This window comes from Neoroseomonas lacus, assembly GCF_014644535.1.
GTDB lineage: Bacteria > Pseudomonadota > Alphaproteobacteria > Acetobacterales > Acetobacteraceae > Neoroseomonas > Neoroseomonas lacus.
The window spans coordinates 149705-169508 of sequence record NZ_BMKW01000005.1; the positions used below are offsets into that span (position 1 = coordinate 149705).

Annotated in this window: 15 protein-coding genes; 13 read left to right on the forward strand and 2 right to left on the reverse strand. The window is 69.3% G+C overall.

The window, feature by feature from the left end:
- Nucleotides 1-43 precede the first annotated feature (43 nt).
- Nucleotides 44-2716, reverse strand: coding sequence for a type VI secretion system ATPase TssH (tssH, locus tag IEY36_RS11415; protein WP_188967193.1), 2673 nt, complete (start codon nucleotides 2714-2716; stop codon nucleotides 44-46).
- A gap of 152 nt (nucleotides 2717-2868) precedes the next feature.
- On the opposite strand from tssH, the gene tssA reads away from it, so the two are divergent.
- The 11 genes from tssA to IEY36_RS11470 all read left to right on the forward strand — a co-directional run bounded on the left by tssA (nucleotide 2869) and on the right by IEY36_RS11470 (nucleotide 15596).
- On the forward strand, nucleotides 2869-3990 hold the full coding sequence (gene tssA, locus IEY36_RS11420; RefSeq protein ID WP_188967194.1) for a type VI secretion system protein TssA: 1122 nt from the start codon (nucleotides 2869-2871) through the stop codon (nucleotides 3988-3990).
- A gap of 103 nt (nucleotides 3991-4093) precedes the next feature.
- Nucleotides 4094-4606: a type VI secretion system contractile sheath small subunit gene (gene tssB / locus IEY36_RS11425; protein WP_456307048.1), complete on the forward strand. Its 513-nt coding sequence runs from the start codon at nucleotides 4094-4096 to the stop codon at nucleotides 4604-4606.
- Between the two features lie 4 nt (nucleotides 4607-4610).
- Entirely contained in the window at nucleotides 4611-6107 is a 1497-nt protein-coding gene (gene tssC / locus IEY36_RS11430) for a type VI secretion system contractile sheath large subunit (RefSeq protein ID WP_188967195.1), read from the forward strand.
- 31 nt (nucleotides 6108-6138) lie between these two features.
- Nucleotides 6139-7704, forward strand: coding sequence for a type VI secretion system contractile sheath large subunit (gene tssC / locus IEY36_RS11435; protein WP_229681256.1), 1566 nt, complete (start codon nucleotides 6139-6141; stop codon nucleotides 7702-7704).
- The gene (locus IEY36_RS11440; RefSeq protein ID WP_188967196.1) at nucleotides 7701-8486 is read left to right on the forward strand and encodes a type VI secretion system accessory protein TagJ; all 786 of its coding nucleotides are present in this window, start codon (nucleotides 7701-7703) and stop codon (nucleotides 8484-8486) included. The genes tssC (IEY36_RS11435) and IEY36_RS11440 overlap by 4 nt, the downstream gene beginning before the upstream one ends.
- A gap of 226 nt (nucleotides 8487-8712) precedes the next feature.
- Entirely contained in the window at nucleotides 8713-9201 is a 489-nt protein-coding gene (gene tssE / locus IEY36_RS11445; protein WP_188967197.1) for a type VI secretion system baseplate subunit TssE, read from the forward strand.
- A gap of 3 nt (nucleotides 9202-9204) precedes the next feature.
- Complete coding sequence (gene tssF / locus IEY36_RS11450; RefSeq protein WP_188967198.1) at nucleotides 9205-11031, forward strand: type VI secretion system baseplate subunit TssF; 1827 nt, start codon at nucleotides 9205-9207, stop codon at nucleotides 11029-11031.
- The gene (gene tssG / locus IEY36_RS11455) at nucleotides 11028-12116 is read left to right on the forward strand and encodes a type VI secretion system baseplate subunit TssG (RefSeq protein ID WP_188967199.1); all 1089 of its coding nucleotides are present in this window, start codon (nucleotides 11028-11030) and stop codon (nucleotides 12114-12116) included. Before tssF ends, tssG begins: the two co-directional genes overlap by 4 nt.
- 166 nt (nucleotides 12117-12282) lie before the next feature.
- Nucleotides 12283-13785, forward strand: a complete 1503-nt coding sequence (locus tag IEY36_RS11460) for a class I SAM-dependent methyltransferase (RefSeq protein ID WP_188967200.1) — start codon at nucleotides 12283-12285, stop codon at nucleotides 13783-13785.
- A gap of 64 nt (nucleotides 13786-13849) precedes the next feature.
- A complete protein-coding gene (locus IEY36_RS31100; RefSeq protein WP_188967201.1) occupies nucleotides 13850-14548 on the forward strand; it encodes an OmpA family protein in 699 nt (232 codons plus the stop codon).
- A 10-nt stretch (nucleotides 14549-14558) separates the two neighbouring features.
- The gene (locus IEY36_RS11470) at nucleotides 14559-15596 is read left to right on the forward strand and encodes a flagellar basal body-associated FliL family protein (protein ID WP_188967202.1); all 1038 of its coding nucleotides are present in this window, start codon (nucleotides 14559-14561) and stop codon (nucleotides 15594-15596) included.
- A gap of 17 nt (nucleotides 15597-15613) precedes the next feature.
- On the opposite strand, the gene rnd is transcribed toward IEY36_RS11470, so the two are convergent.
- On the reverse strand, nucleotides 15614-16819 hold the full coding sequence (gene rnd, locus IEY36_RS11475) for a ribonuclease D (protein WP_188967203.1): 1206 nt from the start codon (nucleotides 16817-16819) through the stop codon (nucleotides 15614-15616).
- Between the two features lie 109 nt (nucleotides 16820-16928).
- On the opposite strand from rnd, the gene IEY36_RS11480 reads away from it, so the two are divergent.
- Both IEY36_RS11480 and aspS read left to right on the forward strand, forming a co-directional pair.
- Nucleotides 16929-17879: an aldo/keto reductase gene (locus IEY36_RS11480; RefSeq protein WP_188967204.1), complete on the forward strand. Its 951-nt coding sequence runs from the start codon at nucleotides 16929-16931 to the stop codon at nucleotides 17877-17879.
- A gap of 90 nt (nucleotides 17880-17969) precedes the next feature.
- Nucleotides 17970-19772: an aspartate--tRNA ligase gene (aspS, locus tag IEY36_RS11485; RefSeq protein ID WP_188967205.1), complete on the forward strand. Its 1803-nt coding sequence runs from the start codon at nucleotides 17970-17972 to the stop codon at nucleotides 19770-19772.
- Nucleotides 19773-19804 lie beyond the last annotated feature (32 nt).

A 19804-nucleotide genomic window follows, 5' to 3' on the forward strand; every position in this document is an offset into this window, starting at 1 on the left:
GGAAGGCGACCCGATGTCGCCTCCTGATACGAAGAACCTTAGCTCAATCGACGTCGTACCGGAACGAGCCATCGTCGTTCATGGACACCTTCACCTGAAGGATTTCATGACCGTCCGCGAGGCGCGCGAGGATGCGCGCCGACAGCTCCGGAAGCACCGTGCGGCTGAGGATGTTGTCGATGTTGCGTGCGCCCGAGGAGACTTCCTTGCAGCGCTCGACAATGGCGTCGATCACCGCGTCATCCACCTGCAGCGGCACGTTGTACGCCTCCTTGAGGCGACGGCTGATGCTGCGCAGCTTGAGCCCGGCGATCTTCTTCAGGATCTCGGGCGGCAGTGGATAGTAGATGACGACGTTGGTGCGCCCAAGGAAAGCCGGCTTGAATGACTTCAGCAGGTCCGGCATCAGCGCGTCGCGCAAGGCCTCGGGCTCCGGCGCCATCTCGGGATCGGCGCACAACTTATCGATCGTGTCGGTGCCGGCGTTCGACGTCATGATGATGACGGTATTGCGAAAATCGATGTCGCGGCCTTCGCCGTCCTTCATCGCGCCCTTGTCGAACACCTGGAAGAAGACGTCCTGCACGCCGGGATGCGCCTTCTCCATTTCATCGAGCAGGATGACGGAGTAGGGGCGGCGCCGCACGGCTTCGGTCAGCACGCCGCCTTCGCCGTAGCCGACATAGCCCGGCGGCGAACCCATCAGGAGCGAGACCTTATGCTCCTCCTTGAACTCCGACATGTTGATGGTCGTCATGTTCTGTTCGCCGCCATAGAGCAGGTCGGCGACCGCGAGTGCCGTCTCGGTCTTGCCGACGCCGGAAGTGCCGGCCATCAGGAAGACGCCGATCGGCTTGCGCGGGTCGGTCAGCCCGGCGCGCGAGGTGCGGATCGCCTGCGCGATCGCATCCAGCGCATGGTCCTGGCCGACCACGCGCTCCATCAGATGGTCCTTGAGCTTCAGGACCGTGTGGATCTCGTCGGACACCATCCGGCCGACCGGGATGCCGGTCCAGGTGCCGACCACGTCAGCCACCGCCTGGCCATCGACCACCGGGAAGACCAGCGGTTCCTCGCCCTGCAGCGTGTGCAGCGCAGCGGCGGTCTCACCGAGACTCTTCTTCAACTCCTCGGTATCCACCGGGGCGGGTGCAGCGCCATCGGGGCCCGGCATCGGCACGGCGGCTGTCTCGATCTGGTGGCGGAGGTCGCGCATCTTCGCGACGAGCGCCTTCTCCTCCTCCCAACGATTCATCACCTCCTCGAGCTCGGCAGAGACCTTCGCGTGCTCCTGCTCAAGCGCGACGCGGCGCGCCTCGTGGTTGGTGCCGGTCGCTTCCTCGCGCCTGATGGCGCCGAGCTCGGTGTCGATCAGCGACAGGCGACGCTGGCGGTCCTCGACCGGGGCGGGGATCGAGGCCTGGCTCATGCCCACGCGGGCGCAGGCGGTATCCAGCAGCGACACGCCCTTGTCCGGCAGCTGCCGCGCCGGGATGTAGCGGGCCGACAGCTTGACCGCCTGGGTGATCGCCTCATCGAGGATGCGCACACCGTGATGCTTCTCGAGCGTCGCCACCAGGCCACGCAGCATGGCGCAGGCCAGCGGCTCGGACGGCTCCTCGACCTTCACCACCTGGAAGCGGCGGGTCAGCGCGGCGTCCTTCTCGAAGTACTTCTTGTATTCGGCCCAGGTGGTGGCGGCGATGCAGCGCATCTCGCCACGCGCCAGCGCGGGCTTCAGCAGGTTGGCCGCGTCGTTCTGCCCGGCCGCGCCGCCGGCGCCGATCAGCGTATGGGCCTCATCGATGAACATCACGATCGGCGTGGGCGACGACTTCACCGCGTCGATGACGCCTTTGAGACGATTCTCGAATTCGCCCTTCACGCCGGCGCCGGCCTGCAGCAGGCCCATGTCCAGCGAGTAGAGCTTCACGCCCTTCAGTGCCTCGGGCACGTCGCCTTGCGCGATACGCAGCGCCAAGCCCTCGACCACGGCGGTCTTGCCGACGCCGGCCTCACCGGTGAGGATCGGGTTGTTCTGCCGCCGCCGCGTCAGGATATCCACCATCTGGCGGATCTCGCCGTCGCGGCCGAGGATCGGGTCGATCTTGCCGGCCTTCGCATGGGCGACAAGTTCCGTGCAGTACTGGTCGAGTGGGCCGCCCGAACGCGGCGCCTCGCCGCCGGGAGCGCCGCCACCCGAGGGGCCGGCTTCGCTCTCCGCACCCGCCTCGGCGGCTTCCTCGCTGCCTTCGGCCATCTCGCCGAGGTTCCGTCGCACCGCATCGGCCGGCAGGTTCAGCAGCGACGGCGCGCTTTCCTTCACCGTGCGGCCGAGCGTGTCATCATTCAGCAGCGCCGCCAGCAGGTGCCCCGAGCGGATCTTCGGCGCCCCGCTTTCAAGGCTGGTCAGCAGCCAGGCCTCGCGCAGCCAGGTGACGATGTCGGGCGACAGCGACGGCGCGCGCGAATTGCCGGTCTTGAACTTGTCGAGCGCCCGGGTGATCTCGTTGGCCACCCGCCCGGCATCGACGCCGCCCTTTCGCAGCACGGCCGAGACGTCCGACCCGCCGGTCTCGACCAGCTTGAGCAGGACGTGCTCGATCTCGACGTTGTAGTGCGTGCGTGAAAGCGTTAGCCCTGCCGCCGCCTCCAACTGCCGACGCGTGAGCGCGTTCATGCGCCCGACCAGGGATTTCAGATCGATCGCCACCATGCCGGACGTGCCTCACTCTGAGCCGATTTTGCGGAGCTTCTTCGCTTCCGGGAACGAACCGTAAGAGGGCATGCTAAACGAGTCCAGCGTGCTAGCGTACCATCACGTGGCCTCGGAAGTTCGGTGTAAGAGGCATCACACGGGGGTTTCAAATGGGTGAAGGTGTACTCGATATAGAGGCGCTGCTCGCGCCGCTTGCCGATGGCAACGGGGCGGGCGAGGACTTGCGTCCGGACTATTCCCCGACCTCGCTGTACCAACGCATCCGGACCCAGCGGAACGACGCGCGAGCCGGCGAGCGCGCCATCGACAGTGGCGATCCTGAGGCCAATCCGGCGGCCATCGCCACCGCCTGGCGGGAGGTCAAGAAACTCGGCATCGAGGTGATCGGCCACAAATCCAAGGATTTCGAGATCGCCTGCTGGATGGCCGAGGCGCTGGTCCGGGTCGATGGCCTGCCCGGCCTCACCGACGCCGCCGAGGTGATCGCCGGGCTGTGCAACCAGTATTGGGATCAGGGCTTCCCCGGGCTCGACAGCGAGGATGGGATCGAGGACCGCGGCGCCCCGATCGGTGGCCTGTCTGGCGAGGGGGCCGACGGGACGCTGATGGCGTCGATCCGTCGCTATCCACTGTTCCAGCGGGCCGACGGGTCGGATGGCGACCTGTTCACCTGGCAGCGTGCCGAGGAGACCGCGGCGATCGCCGATGCTGAGCGCCGGCAGGCCCGCATCGATTCTGGCGTCCCGGCCTTCGACATGTTGCAGAACGAAGCCCGCGCCAGTGTCGGCCTGCTGCGCGCCGCCGGGCAGGAGGCGCGGTCGGCCCTGGCGGCCTGGACGGCGATGGATGCCGCGGTCACGGCCCGCTTTGGCGGCAGCGCGCCATCCACCCGCCGCGTGGCGGAGGCCCTGCAGGCGATCATCGACCTCGAGACCCGGATCGGCGGCGCGCCCGTCGAGGATGCCCCGGCCGAGGAGGAGCAGGCGGCCGTGGCGGGCGGCGGCGAGGCCGGTGGCGGCATGCCCGCGGCCGGCGGCGCGGCGGCCGGCCCCAAGCCCATGCGCACGCGGGAGGATGCGATCCGCCAGCTTGAGGAGATCGCAAGTTTCTTCCGCAAGACCGAACCTCAGTCACCTTTGGCCTTTACCCTTGACGACGCGGTCCGTCGGGCGCGCATGTCCCTCCCGGATTTGCTGGCCGAGGTGCTGCCCGACCACTCCGCGCGGCGGATGTTGCTGACCGCGCTGGGTATCCATGTTGCTGACGAATGAGGACCGGTCGCCTGTGTGATGCGGATGCGTTGACCCTGCCGCTTGTGGGTGCGTAGTCTCCCGCAATCGTAATCATGGGCCTCGGACCTCGCCCTTAGGAGGAATGCTGATGAGCAGCGTGCATGACAAGCTCGCGCGGGTCCGGAAGCCGCGCGTCCACATCACCTATGAAGTCGAGACGGAAGGGGCACAGATCGAGCGCGAGCTCCCCTTCGTCATGGGCATCATGGGGGATTTCGCCGGCGACCCGAGCGAGCCCCTGAAGCCTCTGGCCGAGCGCAAGTTCGTCCAGATCGACCGTGACAACTTCAATGACGTGATGGCCCGCATCCAGCCGGGCCTGAACATCAAGGTCGACAACACTCTGGCCGGCGACGGCAGCCAGATGGCGGTCAACCTGAAGTTCAACAGCCTGGACGATTTCGAGCCCGCCAAGGTGGCCGAACAGGTGCCGGCGCTGAAGGCGATGCTCGAAACCAGGGCCAAGCTGCGCGACCTGATGTCCAAGGTGGACCGCTCTGACGAGCTGGAAGGCCTGCTCGAACAGGTTCTCCAGGACAAGTCCAAGCTCGACGCCCTGTCGGCCGAGCTCGGCCTCGACAAGAAGGAGGGCTGATCGCATGAGCGGCACCCAGACTTCCGCAGCCGGCGCCACCACGACGACCGAAACCGAAGGCGGCCTCGGCCTGCTCGACCAGGTCATCGGCGCCACCAAGCAGACCGAGCGCGACCGCGCCCAGGACCTGATCAAGGCGCTGACCGAGGAAGCGCTGAAGGGCACCGTGACCTTCAGTCGCAACCTGAGCCAGACCTTCGACCGCGCCATCGCCGCCATCGACCAGAAGGTGAGCGAGCAGCTGAACGCGATCATGCACCATGAGCGCTTCAGCAAGCTCGAAGGGTCCTGGCGCGGCCTGAACTACCTGGTGATGAATTCGGAGACGGGCACGTCGTTGAAGCTGCGCCTGCTGCAGATCAGCAAGCGCGAGCTGTCGCGTGATCTGCAGCGCGCCGTCGAGTTCGACCAGTCCCAGCTGTTCAAGAAGATTTACGAGAACGAGTTCGGCACCCCGGGCGGCGAGCCCTATGCCTCGCTGATCGGCGACTACGAGTGGACGTCCCACCCAGACGACGTCGAGACGCTGCGCCTGATGTCGTCGATTGCGGCCGCGTCCTTCGCGCCCTTCATCTCCGCGGCCTCCGCGCAGATGTTCGGCATGAATGACTACCGCGAACTGTCGAAGCCGCGCGACCTCGCCAAGATCTTCGAGACCGCAGAATACACCAAGTGGCGCGGCCTGCGTGACACTGAGGATGCGCGCTTCCTCAACCTGGTGATGCCGCGCACCATCGCCCGCCTGCCCTATGGCGCCGCCACCGTACCGGTGGAGGAATTCGCCTATGAGGAGGCGCCCTACGACGCCAACGGCAAGCCGAAGGCGATGGACCACGAGCATTACTGCTGGATGAACGCCGCCTATGTCATGGGCGCGCGCCTCACCGACGCCTTCGCGCAGCATGGCTTCTGCGTCGCCATTCGCGGCGCCGAGGGCGGCGGCAAGGTGTCGAACCTGCCGACCCACGTCTTCACCTCGGACGATGGCGACAGCGACACCAAGTGCCCGACCGAGATCGGCATCACCGACCGGCGCGAGGCGGAACTCTCCGGCCTCGGCTTCCTGCCGCTGTGCCATTACAAGAACACCGACTATTCGGTCTTCTTCGGGGCGCAGTCGGTGCAGAAGCCCAAGAAGTACGACCGGCCGGAAGCCACGGCGAATGCCGCGATCTCCGCCCGGCTGCCGTACCTCATGGCGACCTCGCGCTTCGCGCACTTCCTCAAGGTCATGGCGCGCGACAAGATCGGCTCCTTCATGGAATCGACCGATGTCGAGATCTGGCTGAACCGCTGGATTCAGAACTACGTCAATGCCAACGAGAATGCCGGCCAGGACCTGAAGGCGAAGTACCCGCTGCGCGAGGCGAAGGTCGAGGTGAAGGAGGTGCCGGGCAAGCCTGGCGTCTACAACGCCGTGGCCTATCTCCGCCCGTGGCTGCAGATGGAGGAACTCTCGACCTCCATGCGCATGGTCGCGCGCATTCCGCAGAAGGCCTGACGCGACGGTCGGGCGGGGAGGAGAATGCGGCGTGGCACCACGGCCGCCCGATACCGACCCGCCCGTGCCGTTGCGCGCACGGGTGCTTTCCGGGAACTTTCTCGGCCGCTCCGGGGCGGGGGGCGCCGAGGCGCTCGCCGCCTTCATGGCGGAACGCTCAGCCGGCGCGTCGCTCGGCTGCTGGTTCGGCCCGCGCCTGGCCGACATCATCGCCCATGACGGCAGCAAGGACGGTCGCGCCGACGCGATGGCGCGGCTGGAGGAAGCCGTCGACCGTGACATCGCCGCGCTGGACCGGCTAATCGGCTCCCAGCTCGACGCTATCCTGCATGATGAACGCCTGCGCCGGCTCGAAGGCGGCTGGCGTGCGCTGCATTGGCTGGTCGACCGCGTGCCCTTCGGCGCGCGCATTAAGATCCGCGTCCTCACCGCGCGTTGGGCGGAGATCTGCCGCGACTTCGAGCGCGCCAACGAGTTCGACCAATCCGCCCTGTTCAAGCATGTCTATGAGAGCGAGTTCGGCACTCCCGGCGGCGAGCCCTTCGGCATGCTGGTCGCCGACTACGAGGTGCGCCACGCCCCCGGCCCCGGCAGCCCGACCGACGACATCACCGGCCTTGACGGCCTGGCTGGCGTCGCCGCGGCGGCCTTCGCGCCGGCGGCGATCGCCGCCCACCCCGCGCTGCTCGGCTTCGACAATTGGGCCGGCGTCGGCGCCGCGGCGGATCTGACCGACGTGCTGCGCGCCGCCGATCGCACCCGCTGGCGTTCCCTGCAGGCGCGGGAGGATAGCCGCTTCCTCGCGGTGCTCCTGCCGCGCGTGCTGGGCCGAGCGCCCTGGCCGGATGACGCGACCCGCGCCGATGGCTTCCGCTACCGGGAATACGCGCCGAGCGCTGAGGCGCGCGTCTGGTCCAGCCCGGCCTATGGGCTGGCCGCGGCCGCCATCCGCGCCTTCGCCAAGGCGTCCTGGCCCGCCGATGTCCGTGGCGCCACCATCGCCCGCGAGGCGGCCGGCGGGGTGATCGAGAACCTGCCCAGCGAGCGACTGTCCGGCGACCCGCGCGCCGGCACGCTGCGCCCGCCGGTCGAGGTCGCGCTGACCGATGACCAGGAACGCCAGGCCGTCGAGGCCGGCTTCATCCCCTTCATCGGGCTGGAATTGCTGCCCGAGGCGTCCTTCGCCGCCACGCCATCGATCCACCGTCCACCCCGCATGAGCGGTGAGACGGCGGTCGCGGCCAATGCCAACCAGCGTTTGTCGGCGCAGTTCAACGCCATGCTCTGCGTCAGTCGCTTCGCCCATTGCGTGAAGCTGATGGGCCGCGACATGGTGGGTTCGTTCAAGACGGCCGACGACATCCAGCGGCGGCTGCAACGTTGGTTGCAGGGTTTCACCAATATCTCGGCCGGCGGCGCGGGTGATTCCGGTGCGCGCTATCCCCTGCGCGAAGCGCAAGTCGAGGTACGCGAAAAGCCGGGCCAGCCCGGTGTCTTCGGCTGCACGGTATTGCTGCAGCCGCATTATCAGTTGGACGAGGTGGGGGCGGCCTTCCGCCTCGTGACGGATCTCCAGGCGGCGAGGCAAGCAGCATGACCACGGCAGGCGACGCGTTCAAGGCAGGTGACATCGAGGGAGCGGTCGCGGCGGCGATCGCCACGGTGAAGGCGACGCCACGGGAGGCGGGCGCGCGCTGGCTGCTCGCGGAGATGCTCCTTTTCGCGGGCGAGTTCGAACGCGCCGACCGCTCGCTCGATGCGGTCATCGAGGAAAGCCCGTCGCCCACCGTGATGGAGTTCCGCCAGCTGCTGCGGGCCGAGGTGGTGCGCCGCCAGGTCATGCTGGAAGGCCGCGTGCCGAAATTCCAGGGCGACGATCCGACCGACGCCCAGAAGGCGGCCGCCCGGGCCGTCACCCTGCTGCGTGCGGGCGACCATGCCGGCGCCGCGGCCGCCGCGGCCGAGATCGAATCGCTGCGCCCGCGCGCGCCCGGCAAGATCGATGGCGTCGCCTTCGACGACCTGCGCGACGCCGACGACGTGCTCGCCGCCTTCGTCGAAGTCCATACCGCTGCCGGCGAATACATATGGGTGCCGGTCGAGCGCCTGCGCGCGCTGTCCTTCGACGAACCGAAACGCCCACGCGACCTGTACTGGCGCCGCTGCACCATCGAGACCAAGGATGGCCAGGAAGGCGTGGTCTATATGCCGACCGTCTATCCCTGGACGGCCAAGGACATGCCGAACCCGCTGCGCCTGGGGCGCGGCACGGAATGGCAGGATGATGCGGGCCTGGTGCGCGGCCTCGGCATGCGCGAATTCCTCATCGGCGATGATGCGAAGAGCCTCGCCGAACTTACCGAGGTCACCTTCGATTGATGGTGCAGTCGCGCCCATCCGTCACGCCCACTCGATCCGAGGCTCTGCCTCGGGCCGCGATCGCAGGGCGCGACCGCGCGAGGCCCCTGGCCCGAGGCTCAGCCTCGGGCCGCGAGCGCACAGCGCGACCGCGCCCAGACCGCCCGACCCGCCTTGCGCGCCAGTGCAGGGCGCGCAAGCCAAGCGGCTCGGATGGGTCGCGACCGGCGCTTGAGGGTCAAGAAACATGAGCGACCGCGCGAGCCCGCGTATCCGACTGCCGCTGCTCGACCGGCTGCTCGATGCCGACCCGGACAGCCCGCGGGATGCGCCATTGTCGCAATCCCTGGCGGTGGAGTTGCTGCGCACCGCCGTCCGCCGTGACCTTGAGGCGTTGCTCAATGCGCGTCGCCGCCGCGTGCCACCGCCGACGGGCCTCGTCGAACTGGCGCTGTCACCGATCGGTTATGGCGTGCCCGACCCGACCGCCGGCTCCTTCACCGAGGAGGAACGCCGCGCCGCCCTGTCGCGCGAGATCCAGGCCACCATCACCCGCTTCGAGCCGCGCCTGACCGCTGTGAAGGTCCAGTTGCACCGGAATGAGGGTGAGTCGATCGACCGCGTCCTGCGCCTGCGCATCGAAGCCGTGCTGCGCACCGACCCGGTGCCCGAACACATCTCCTTCGAGACGGTGGTGCGCCCGACCACGCTCGACGTCGCGGTACGAGAGACCTGAGCGATGTCTGAATCGCTGCTCCCCTATTACAACCGCGAGCTCCGCGCGATCCGCAAGCTCGCCGGCGAATTCGCCGAGGCCTATCCGAAGGTCGCCTCCCGCCTGCGCGTCACGCCCGAGGCGGTTGACGACCCTTATGTCGAGCGGTTGCTCGAAGGGGTCGCCTTCATCGCCGCCCGCGTGCAGCAGCGCCTCGATGACGAATTGCCGGAATTCAGCGAAACGCTGCTGGAGATGCTCGCACCGCATCTGCTCGCGCCGGTGCCGTCGATGACGACGATGAAGCTCGCCGCGCCGCCGGAATCGACCGGCCCGACCCGCGTGCCGCGCGGCCTGATGGTCGAGACCGAGCCGGTGCGCGGTGAGCCCGTCCGCTTCAGCACCTGCCACGACGTCACCGTCTGGCCGATCGCGGTCGAGGCCTTCCGCCTGTCCGGCCTGCCGATCACCGCCCCGGCCAACAACCGTGTGCAGGGCGCCATGGCGGTGCTGCGCATCACCCTGCGCACCACCACGCCGGAACTGACCTTCGCCAAGCTCGGCCTCGACAAGCTGCGGCTGCACCTGCGTGGCGTGGGCGCGCAGGGGGCCTTGCTGCACGAATTGCTGTGCACCTCGACGCTCGGCGTGGCACTTGCCGACAGCCCGGCCGACCCGCGCCCGACGCTGCTCGATGCTACGGCGCTGAGCCCCGGCGGCTTCACCGCCGAGGAAGCGGCGCTGCCCTGGCCGAACCGTTCCTTCGCCGGCTACCGGATGCTGACCGAATGGTTCGCCTTCCCGGAGAAGTTCCTCTACCTCGACCTCGACGGGCTGGATGCGCGCACGCTCCTGCAGGAATCCGACAAGCTCGACATCTTCATCTACCTGTCGCGCGCCATGCCCGAGCTGGAACGCTCGGTTGGCGTCGAGAATGTCGCGCTCGCCTGTACCCCGGCGATCAATCTCTTCCCGCAGCGCTGCGAGCCGATCGCCCTTGATGGCACGCAATCCGAATGGATGGTGGTGCCTGATGCGCGCCGTCCCGGGGCGCTGGAGATCTACTCGGTCGAGACGGTGCGTGAGTCGCGCGCCGATGGCCGCCGCCGCACTGTGCTGCCCTTTTATCGCGTCGGCCGCAGCGAGACCGACGAGGCGCATACTGCCGACGTCAACTACGTCACCTTCCGTCGCGGGGCGACGCCGCCGGTCACCGGCACCCAGACCTGGATCGAACTGCGCGACACCGAATTCGACCCCGCCCAGGCCGCCGAAGGTGTGCTGACGGTCGAGGCGCTGTGCTGCAACCGTGACCTGCCGGCACTGCTGCCCTTCGGCGCAGGCCAGCCACGGCTGCGCGTCGCCCAGGGCGGTTCGCCAGTCTCGATGGTGGATTGCATCTCGCCCCCCACGCCCACGCTGCGCCCGCGGCTTAACGACCGTGGCGCCTGGAGGCTGATCTCCCACCTCGCGCTCAACCACCTCTCCGTCACGGGCGGGGAGGGCGGCGCGGCGGCGCTGCGTGAAATCCTGCGCCTGCACGATTTGCGCGACACGGCCGAGACGCGCGCCGCCCTCGCCGCCCTGGTCGCCGTCGATACGCGCCCCGGCGTGGCGCGGCTGCCGGGCGGGCGCGCGGGGGCCTTCGCGCGCGGGCTTGATGTGACGCTCACCTTCGACCAGCAGGCCTGGCAGGCGGCCGGGCTCTACCCCCTTGCGCAGGTGCTGGAACGCTTCCTGGCGCTGCAGGTCTCGGTCAACGCCTTCTCGCGCACGCTGGTGGCGCTGCGCGGTCGGCCCGGCCTCGTCGCCCGCTTCGCCCCGCGCAGCGGGACACGGACCCTGCTGTGAGCGACGCCAAGCCAGAACCACCGCCGGCGGAAACCCTCGACGTCACCGCACTGTCGGTGGCGACGCCCGAGGCGGTGGCCGAGTCCCGCCCGCCGCCGGAGCCGGCGCTATCGCCCTTGCTCGCGCCCACCACGCCGCTCGACCGGCTCAAGCGCGAGCCGGCGCGCTTCGATATCGACCAGGCGACGGCGATCGCCCTGCGCACCGCCGGCCTGCCGGTCGATGAACCGGAGGCCCTGGTGCTGCGCACCACGGCGCGCCTGGCGATGCCGGCCGGGGCGGTGCTCGCGGCCAGGCCGGAACAGGGCGAGTTGACGCTGGGCAGCTTCGGCCTGGTCGGCGCCGGTGGCGTGCTGCCGCGCCACCACACCACGCAGGTCGCCGCGGAACAGCGCAAGCGCTCGCTCGCGCTGCATGTGTTCCTCGACATGCTGGGTCGCCGCGTGACTGGCCTGCACAGCAAGGCCGGCGCCAAGTACCGGCCAACGCGCAACCCGGAACCCGCCGCGCGGGTGCTCGCCGCGACCATCGGCATGGGCACGCCGAATTTGCAGGGCCGTACGCATATCCCGCAGGCGGCGTTGCTGTACCATGCCGGCAACCTCGCCGCCCGCACCCGCAGCGCGGAGCGTCTGCGCGCGATGCTGGAAGCCGAAACCGGCCGGCCTGTCGAGATCGAGGAATTCGCCGGCGGCTTCATCCGCCTGCCCGAGGAGGAACGCACCCGCATGCCGAGCGGGCGCGGCGCGCCGCAGCATTGCGTGCTGGGCGTCTCGACCACCGCCGGGGCACAGGTTTGGGACCCGCAGGCGCGGCTGATCATCCGCTTCGGCCCGCTCGACCGCACCTCGTTCGATTCGCTGCTGCCCGGCACGCCGAACTGGCTGCGGGTGACGCAGCTCGCCCGGCTGTTCGTCGGGCCCGACACGGCCTTCGCCGTCAACCTCGTGCTGCGCGCGGAGGATGTGCCTGCGGGTGCGCTGGGCTCGACCTCGCGGCTTGGCTGGACCTCATGGGCAGGGTCCTCCAAGCCTCGCCGCGGCCATGCCCGCGATGCCGTGTTCGAACCGCGGGAGGTGGTGTGATACCATCCCACACCGGAAAGTGGACACCGGATCTGATGCGTCGCATCGGATCGCGAGCGCACGGCGCGACCGCGCCCAAACCATCACCAACCACCAGCGAACCAGTGCCTGGCGCGAAGCCAAGCCGCCCGGATGGGCGGCGCCCGGCGTTTGAGGGGCCTACATCATGAGTGACGCCAAGTCCCGCTATGGCGCGGCCGATGTCCGCTACGTCACCGCCTTCCAGGCGGAGGCCTCCCCGGCGCGGCTGCATTTCGCCATGGCGCTCGCCGACGCCCACTGGGAACCGGCCGATCGGGACCGGCTGACCGTGCTCGATATCGGCTGCGGGCGCGGCGTCACGGCGCGGTTGCTGGCGGCCGCCAATCCGGGCTGGGATGTGGTCGGCCTCGACCTCCAGCCGGTGCATATCGTCGAGGCGCGCGAAGGTGTGGCCGCGGCCGGCATCGACAATGCCCGCTTCCTCGAAATGGATGTCGCCGAGTTGGACGAGGCGGGCTTCGCGGCCCAGCTGCCCGAGGCCGATATCGTGCTGTGCTGGGGCGTGTGGACCTGGGTGCCCGATGCGGTGCGCGATGGCATCGTCCGCCTTCTGAAAAGCCGCCTGAAGCCAGGTGGCATCGTGCTGATGGCCTACAACGCGCTGCCCGGCTTTTCGGATGCGGTGGTGATGCAGCGGCTCATCGAGGAAGCCTGCCGCGACATCCGGGGCACGCCGCATGAACGCGGCGCGGCGGCCTTCGAGGCGATCGAGGCGCTAAAGGGCGCCGGTGCCCACTACCTGCCGATCGAACAAGTGCTCGGCCATATCCTGGCCTCGGCGAAGCGCTCGCCTTCCTACATGGTCCATGAATGGCTGACCTCCTTCTGGCGGCCGGCCTATCACGCGGATGTCGCGAAGGCGCTGGTGCCGGCGCGGCTCGAATTCGGCGGCAGCGCCAATCCCTCGCGCAGCATGCCGAGCCTGCAGCTCACCCCGGCGCAGCGCCAGGTGATCGAGAACGCGCCGGCCGGCATCCATCGCGAAACCCTGGCCGACATGTTCCTCCAGCGTCGCTTCCGCGCCGACATCTTCGTGCGCGGGCGGCGACCGGCGCGGCCCCTGGCACTCGCCGAGATCCAAGTCGCGCTCGGCATGGCGCCGGAACTGCTCGACACCTCGGTCACCACCTCCTCGGGCGAGGCGACGCTGAAGGACGAGCACAATGCGATCCTCGCCCGCGCCCTGGCCGATGGCCCGCGCACCCTGGGTGAGCTGGCGGCGTTGCCCGGCCTCGGGGACCTCAGCCTGCCCGAGATCGGCCTGATGCTGGTCGAGAGCGGTGCAGCGCATCCGCTGTGGCGGCCGATCGTGCATGACCTGGCCGCCGTGGCCGGCTCGGCGCGCTCGAATGAGGCGCTGCTGACCATCCTCGCCGGTGAACCCGGCACCGGCGGCGCGGTGCTCGGGGCCGTCGTGCCGGCGCTTGGCAGCGCGATCACCGCCTCGCCGTCGGACCTCGCCGTGCTTGTCGAATTGCAGAAGGGCGCGCCGGCCGATCCCGCCGCGATCGCCGCGCGGCTGATCCCGCCCGAGATGCCGCCGGAAGCCTTGGCCAATGCGACGGCGGCGATTGAACGGCTGCTGGCGCTGCGCCTGTCGGCCTGGCGCGGCCTGGGCCTTCTGTGAACCGCTTCGGATGCGCGGGAATGTTCCGCGTGCTACTCATCAGCGTATCGAAGGAGGGCCCATTATGACCCGATCACTGCTTCTCGCCGGCGCCGCCGCGCTGGCTTTCGTCTCTGTCGTACCGGCCGTCCAGGCGCAATCCGACCCAGCCGCGCTGCAACTAATCGAACGGCTGCGTCCGCAGGCCGGCGGCCAGACCCGTGGCATCCGCGTGCCCGGCGCGGTCGAGGCGGCACCCGCCGCGCAGGCCCCGGTGCAGCCCGCCCCGGTCTATGGCCAGCCAGCCGCGGCCAATCCGGCGCCGACCCCTTCGGTCGCCGGTCCTGGCGCGCCGGCGGCGAAGCCCGCCACGCCGGGCGTCTCCCCGACCCAGGCCGCCGCCCGTGCGCCGGTGCGCGAAACGACGTCGGATGCGCCCTCGGCCTCGATCACCGTCACCTTCGCGAGCGGTTCCTCCATGCTGACGCCGGCCGCCGAACGCGCCCTGGCGCCGCTGGGCCGGGCCTTGTCCTCGCAGGACCTCTCCGGCTTCCGCTTCCGCATCGAGGGCCATACCGACAATGTCGGTGATGCCGCCTCCAACCAGGCGCTGTCCGAACGGCGCGCCGCGGCGGTGCGGGAATACCTGATCGCGAAGTTCGGCGTGAACCCGAACCGCCTCGTGGCTGTGGGTCTGGGCGAGACACAGCTGCTCGAACAGACCCCGCCGCAAACCTCCAACGCACGCAATCGTCGCGTGCAGGTCGTCAATATCGGTAGCTGACGGCTCCCGCGTGGACGACCCGGACGAGACGGTCCGCCTCGAACGTCCGGTCGAGGGGGTGCCTCAGCCGACGCTGCCCGCCACATCGGCGAGCAGCGCGCGGCCTGTTGCCTTGGTTGCGGGGGGAGGCGTGCTGGTGCTGGCAGCGGCGGGGACGGCTGTCTGGTTCTGGCTGCATGCCGGGCCTGCCGAACCACCACCCAAGGCTGACGCCGTCACCCTCGCGCCGCCGTCGGGGCCGGTCGTCGCCGCATTGCCGGTCGCGCCACCCAGGGTGCTCGCGCCGGTCGCCCCGGCGCCGCAGGCCTTCCGCCCCGTCGAGGCCACCGAGGATACCATCCGGGCGCATCGCGCCTCGGAGCCGACCCTGTTCACCCTGGCCGGCAATCCCCGTGTCTTCGTCGTCGATTTCCCGGATCTCGACCGTCAGGCCGCCGCGCTCAACCGCGTCGCGGCGCTGATCGAGAAGTACGGCGCCCCGCGCGACCGCGTCCTTGACGATGCCGACCTCGCCATCACCATCGCGCGCAGCGGGGAGACGCCGGCGACGTATTATTACGGCCACAACTATCGCGGCCGGGATATCGAGCGTTTCTTCGTGCTGGCCGAGCGCGACGGCATCACCCTCACACCCGAGGAGCGGTGGTTGCACGAACAGGTCATCCGCATCCGCGCCCAACTGCCGCCAGGGGAGGAGTTCGCCATCGTCTCCGTCCCGGGCATCGAGGCAAGGGTGGATGCCTCGATGCGCCGCGCCATCCTGCATCACGAACTCGGGCACGGGCATTTCTTCACCAACCCCGGCTTCGCCGCCCATGTCGCCCGCGTCTGGCGCGAGGTGTTCACCGAGCCCGAACGCGCCCGCTTCCGTGCCTTCCTCCAGAGCGAGGGCTACGACCCGGCGCAGGAGGAGGTGATGCTGAACGAGGCCATGGCCTATCTGATCTTCACCCCGGACCCTCGCTTCTTCACGCCGGCGCATGCCGGGCTGGACGAGGCGCGCGCGGAGGTGCTGCGGGCGGCGCTGCGGGAAGGCGCGCCGCTGTAGCGACGCGCAGCAGGGCCTCACCCCGCCGGGATCAGCTTCACCCGCTTGCCATCGACGCCAAGCGCCAGCTTGCCGGTCTTGAGCGCCTGCGCGGCCTCGCCGAACACCTCGCGTCGCCAGCCATGCATCGCGGGCACCTCGGCGCCGTCACCGCTGGCCAGGCGGTCGAGGTCGTCGCTGCTGGCGAGCAGCTTCGGCGCGACATTGTGTTCCTCGCTCTTTGCCGCCAGCAGCACCTTGAGCAGTGCGACCAGGGCGGGCGAGGCCGGCGGGCCGGCGCGGTCCTTGGGCGCCTCCGGCAGGGCGTCATCCGGCAAGGCGCGCCCCGCCTCGACCGCGGCAATCAGCCCGGCGCCGGACCGCCCCTTGGCGAAGCCCTCCGAAATCCCCCGCGCGCGGGCGAGGTCCGCCGCCGTCATCGGCGTGGTGGCGGCGATCTCGAGCAGCGTCTCGTCCTTCACCAGGCGCTGGCGTGGGATGTTGATGCGCTGCGCCTCGCGTTCCCGCCAGGCGGTGACGGCCTGCAGCACGCCCAGGAAGCGCCGGTTGGTGGTGCGCGGGCGCAGCTTTTCCCAGGCGGTCTCGGGGTCCTGGCGATAGGTGGCGGGGTCGGCGAGCGCCGCCATTTCCTCGGCCACCCAGGCGAGGCGGCCTTCGCGCCGCAGCTTGGTGTCGAGCGCGGTGTAGATCTTGCGCAGATGCGTCACATCGGCTGCGGCATAGGCGAGCTGCGCCGGGGAGAGCGGCCGCGCCGACCAGTCGGAGAAGCGGTGCGCCTTGTCGATCTGCACGCCCGCGAGCGAGCGGCACAACCCATCATAGGACACCTGGTCGCCGAAGCCCGCGACCATGGCGGCGATCTGGGTGTCGAACAGCGGGGTTGGCACAGCGTCGAATTTCAGCAGGAAGATTTCGACATCCTGGCGGGCGGCGTGAAACACCTTCACCACCGCCGGATCGGCCAGCAATTCCCCGAGCGGGGCGAGGTCGAGACCGGGGGCCAGGGCGTCCACCTCGGCCACCTCATGGTCGCCGGCGAGCTGCACCAGGCAGAGCTCGGGCCAATAGGTCCGTTCCCGCATGAATTCGGTGTCGACGGTGACGAACCGTTCCTCGCGCAGGCGCGCGCAGAGCGCGGCCAATTCCTCGGTCTCGGTGATCAGGGCGGGGAGCGCCTCGCCGGAGGTGGCGATGGCGCTGGCAGCGGCAGGGCGACGACTCATCCAGCCAGCTTTAGACCCCGTGGGCGGCCAGGGAAAGGCAAGCCTCGGCGGGGCTGGCCGGACGGCGGCGGCCGGCGCATCCTGCCGGCCGGTCACGGAGGGTTTTGCCATGCGGATGCGCGCGCTCGGGCGGTCGGGATTGTCGGTGCCGCCGGTGGTTTTCGGCGGCAATGTCTTTGGCTGGACGGCGGACAAGGCGATGTCCTTCCGCTTGCTGGATGCCTGTGTGGAACGTGGGCTCATCGCCATCGACACGGCCGATGTCTATTCGGCCTGGGTGCCGGGGCATACCGGCGGCGAGTCGGAGACCGTGATCGGCGAATGGCTGAAGGCGCGGCCCGGGGTGCGAGACAAGGTGCTGATCCTGACCAAATGCGGCATGGAGATGCCGGGGCAGGGCAAGGGGCTGGCGCCGGCCTGGATCGCCAAATGCTGCGAGGCCTCGCTCGGCCGGCTCGGCATCGAGCGGATCGACCTGTACCAGGCGCACAAGGATGACGAGACGGTCCCGCTGGCCGAGACGCTCGGCGCCTTCCAGCGGCTGATCGAGGCGGGCATGGTCGGCGCGATCGGCTCGTCCAACTACACCGCGGCGCGGCTGAAGGAGGCGCTCGATGTCAGCGCCGCGCAGGGCCTGCCGCGCTTCGAGAGCCACCAGCCGGTCTACAACCTGATGGATCGCGGCATCGAGGCCGACCTGCTGCCGCTCTGCCTGGCCGAGGGGGTGGGGGTGATCACCTATTCCGCCCTGGCCTCGGGCTTCCTGACGGGCAAGTACCGCACCAAGGCGGACCTCGGCAAAAGCGTGCGCGGCGAGCGGAGCGTGGCCAAGCACATGACCGACAAGGGCATGGCGGTGCTGGCGGCGGTGGATGCGGTGGCGGCGCGGCATGGGGTGAGCCAGGCGGCGGTGGCGTTGGGCTGGCAGATCGCCCGGCCGGGGATCACGGCGCCGATCGCGAGTGCGACCAGCCCGGAACAGCTCGCCGAACTGGCGGTCGCGGCGGAACTGGTGCTGACGGCGAGCGACATGGCGGAACTGGACGCGGCGAGCGCCTGAGCGGCGCCGTTCCCGGCCCCGACGCTTGACACGGCGCGGCCGGTCGGTCCCTTTGCGCGGCTTCCCACCGCAGCAGCACGGTTGTTCCACATGCACGCCTACCGCACCCATCATTGCGGCGCGCTCCGCGCCTCCGACGCCGGCCAGACCGTGCGGCTTTCCGGCTGGGTGCACCGCAAGCGCGACCATGGCGGGCTGTTGTTCATCGACCTGCGCGACCGCTACGGGCTGACGCAATGCGTCTTCCCCTCCGGCTCGATCGTTTTCGAGGCGGCGGAGGCGGCGCGGCCCGAAAGCGTCATCACCGTGACCGGCAAGGTGGTGCTGCGCGAGGCCGGCACCATCAACGACAAGCTGCCGACCGGCGAGGTCGAGATCCAGGTGCATGAGATCGCCGTGCAGTCGCATGCCGAGGTGCTGCCGATCCAGGTCGCCGGCGAGCAGGAGTTCCCCGAGGATCTGCGCCTGCGCTACCGCTTCCTCGATCTACGGCGGGAGAAGCAGAAGCGGAACATCCTGCTGCGCGCCGGCGTCATCGCCTCGATCCGCCAGCGGATGATCGCGCAGGGCTTCACCGAGTTCCAGACGCCGATCCTGACCGCCTCCAGCCCCGAGGGCGCGCGCGACTTCCTGGTGCCGTCGCGCAACCACCCCGGCACCTTCTATGCCCTGCCGCAGGCGCCGCAGCAGTTCAAGCAGCTGGCGATGGTCGCGGGCTTCGACCGCTACTTCCAGATCGCGCCCTGCTTCCGCGACGAGGCCTCCCGCGCCGACCGGTCGCCGGGCGAGTTCTACCAGCTCGATTTCGAGATGAGCTTCGTCACCCAGGAAGACGTCTTCGCCGCCATTGAGCCGGTGATCGCGGGCGTCTTCGAGGAATTCGCCGGGTCGCGGAAGGTCTATGGCGCGCCGTTCCCGCGCATCGCCTACGACACCGCGATGCTGGAATACGGCTCGGACAAGCCGGACCTGCGCAACCCGATCAAGATCACCGACGTCACCGAGCATTTCGCCGGCTCCAGCTTCGGCCTGTTCGCCAAGATCGCGGCCTCGGGCGGCATCATCCGCGCGGTGCCGGCGCCGGGGGCGGCCGACAAGCCGCGCGGCTTCTTCGACAAGCTGAACGAATGGGCGCGCTCGGAAGGGGCCGGTGGCCTCGGCTACATCCAGTTCGCGACAGACGGCGCCAAGGGCCCGATCGCCAAGAATCTCGAAGCCGACCGCGTCGAAGCCATCCGCGTCGCCTGCCGCCTGAACCCCGGCGATGCCGTGTTCTTCGCTGCCGGCAAGAAGGACGAGGCGCCGAAGTTCAGCGGCAAGGTGCGCACGCGCCTGGGCGAGGAACTCGGACTGATCGCCAAGGACGAATTCCGCTTCTGCTGGATCGTCGACTTTCCGATGTACGAACTGAACGAAGACACCAAGCGCATCGACTTCAGCCACAACCCGTTCAGCATGCCGCAGGGCGGGCTGGAGGCGCTGAACACGATGGATCCGCTGGATATCAAGGCGTTCCAGTACGACATCGTCTGCAACGGCGTGGAACTGAGCAGCGGGGCCATCCGCAACCACCGCCCCGACATCATGATCCGCGCCTTCGGCATTGCCGGCTATCCGCCCGAGGAAGTCGAGGCGCGCTTCGGCGGCATGCTGAACGCCTTCCGCTACGGCGCCCCGCCGCATGGTGGCTCGGCCCCGGGCATCGACCGCATCGTCATGTTGCTGGCCGATGAGCCGAATATCCGCGAGGTCATCCTCTTCCCGCTCAACCAGCAGGGCGAGGACCTGATGATGCAGGCGCCGGCCCCGGTGACGGCCGAGCGGCTGAAGGAACTTCACATCAAGCTTGATCTGCCGCCCGTAAAGGGTGCGTCTGGCAGCAAGACTGCCTAAGTTGACGGACTGACCCGTTGCAGGAGCCTTCG

Excerpts from the sequence above, each read along its gene's own strand:
- tssH (WP_188967193.1), bottom strand. The coding sequence starts at position 2,716 with ATGGTGGCGATCGATCTGAAATCCCTGGTCGGGCGCATGAACGCGCTC.
- tssA (WP_188967194.1), top strand. The coding sequence starts at position 2,869 with ATGGGTGAAGGTGTACTCGATATAGAGGCGCTGCTCGCGCCGCTTGCC.
- tssB (WP_456307048.1), top strand. The coding sequence starts at position 4,094 with ATGCTGATGAGCAGCGTGCATGACAAGCTCGCGCGGGTCCGGAAGCCG.
- tssC (WP_188967195.1), top strand. The coding sequence starts at position 4,611 with ATGAGCGGCACCCAGACTTCCGCAGCCGGCGCCACCACGACGACCGAA.
- IEY36_RS11440 (WP_188967196.1), top strand. The coding sequence starts at position 7,701 with ATGACCACGGCAGGCGACGCGTTCAAGGCAGGTGACATCGAGGGAGCG.
- tssE (WP_188967197.1), top strand. The coding sequence starts at position 8,713 with ATGAGCGACCGCGCGAGCCCGCGTATCCGACTGCCGCTGCTCGACCGG.
- tssF (WP_188967198.1), top strand. The coding sequence starts at position 9,205 with ATGTCTGAATCGCTGCTCCCCTATTACAACCGCGAGCTCCGCGCGATC.
- IEY36_RS11460 (WP_188967200.1), top strand. The coding sequence starts at position 12,283 with ATGAGTGACGCCAAGTCCCGCTATGGCGCGGCCGATGTCCGCTACGTC.
- IEY36_RS31100 (WP_188967201.1), top strand. The coding sequence starts at position 13,850 with ATGACCCGATCACTGCTTCTCGCCGGCGCCGCCGCGCTGGCTTTCGTC.
- rnd (WP_188967203.1), bottom strand. The coding sequence starts at position 16,819 with ATGAGTCGTCGCCCTGCCGCTGCCAGCGCCATCGCCACCTCCGGCGAG.
- IEY36_RS11480 (WP_188967204.1), top strand. The coding sequence starts at position 16,929 with ATGCGGATGCGCGCGCTCGGGCGGTCGGGATTGTCGGTGCCGCCGGTG.
- aspS (WP_188967205.1), top strand. The coding sequence starts at position 17,970 with ATGCACGCCTACCGCACCCATCATTGCGGCGCGCTCCGCGCCTCCGAC.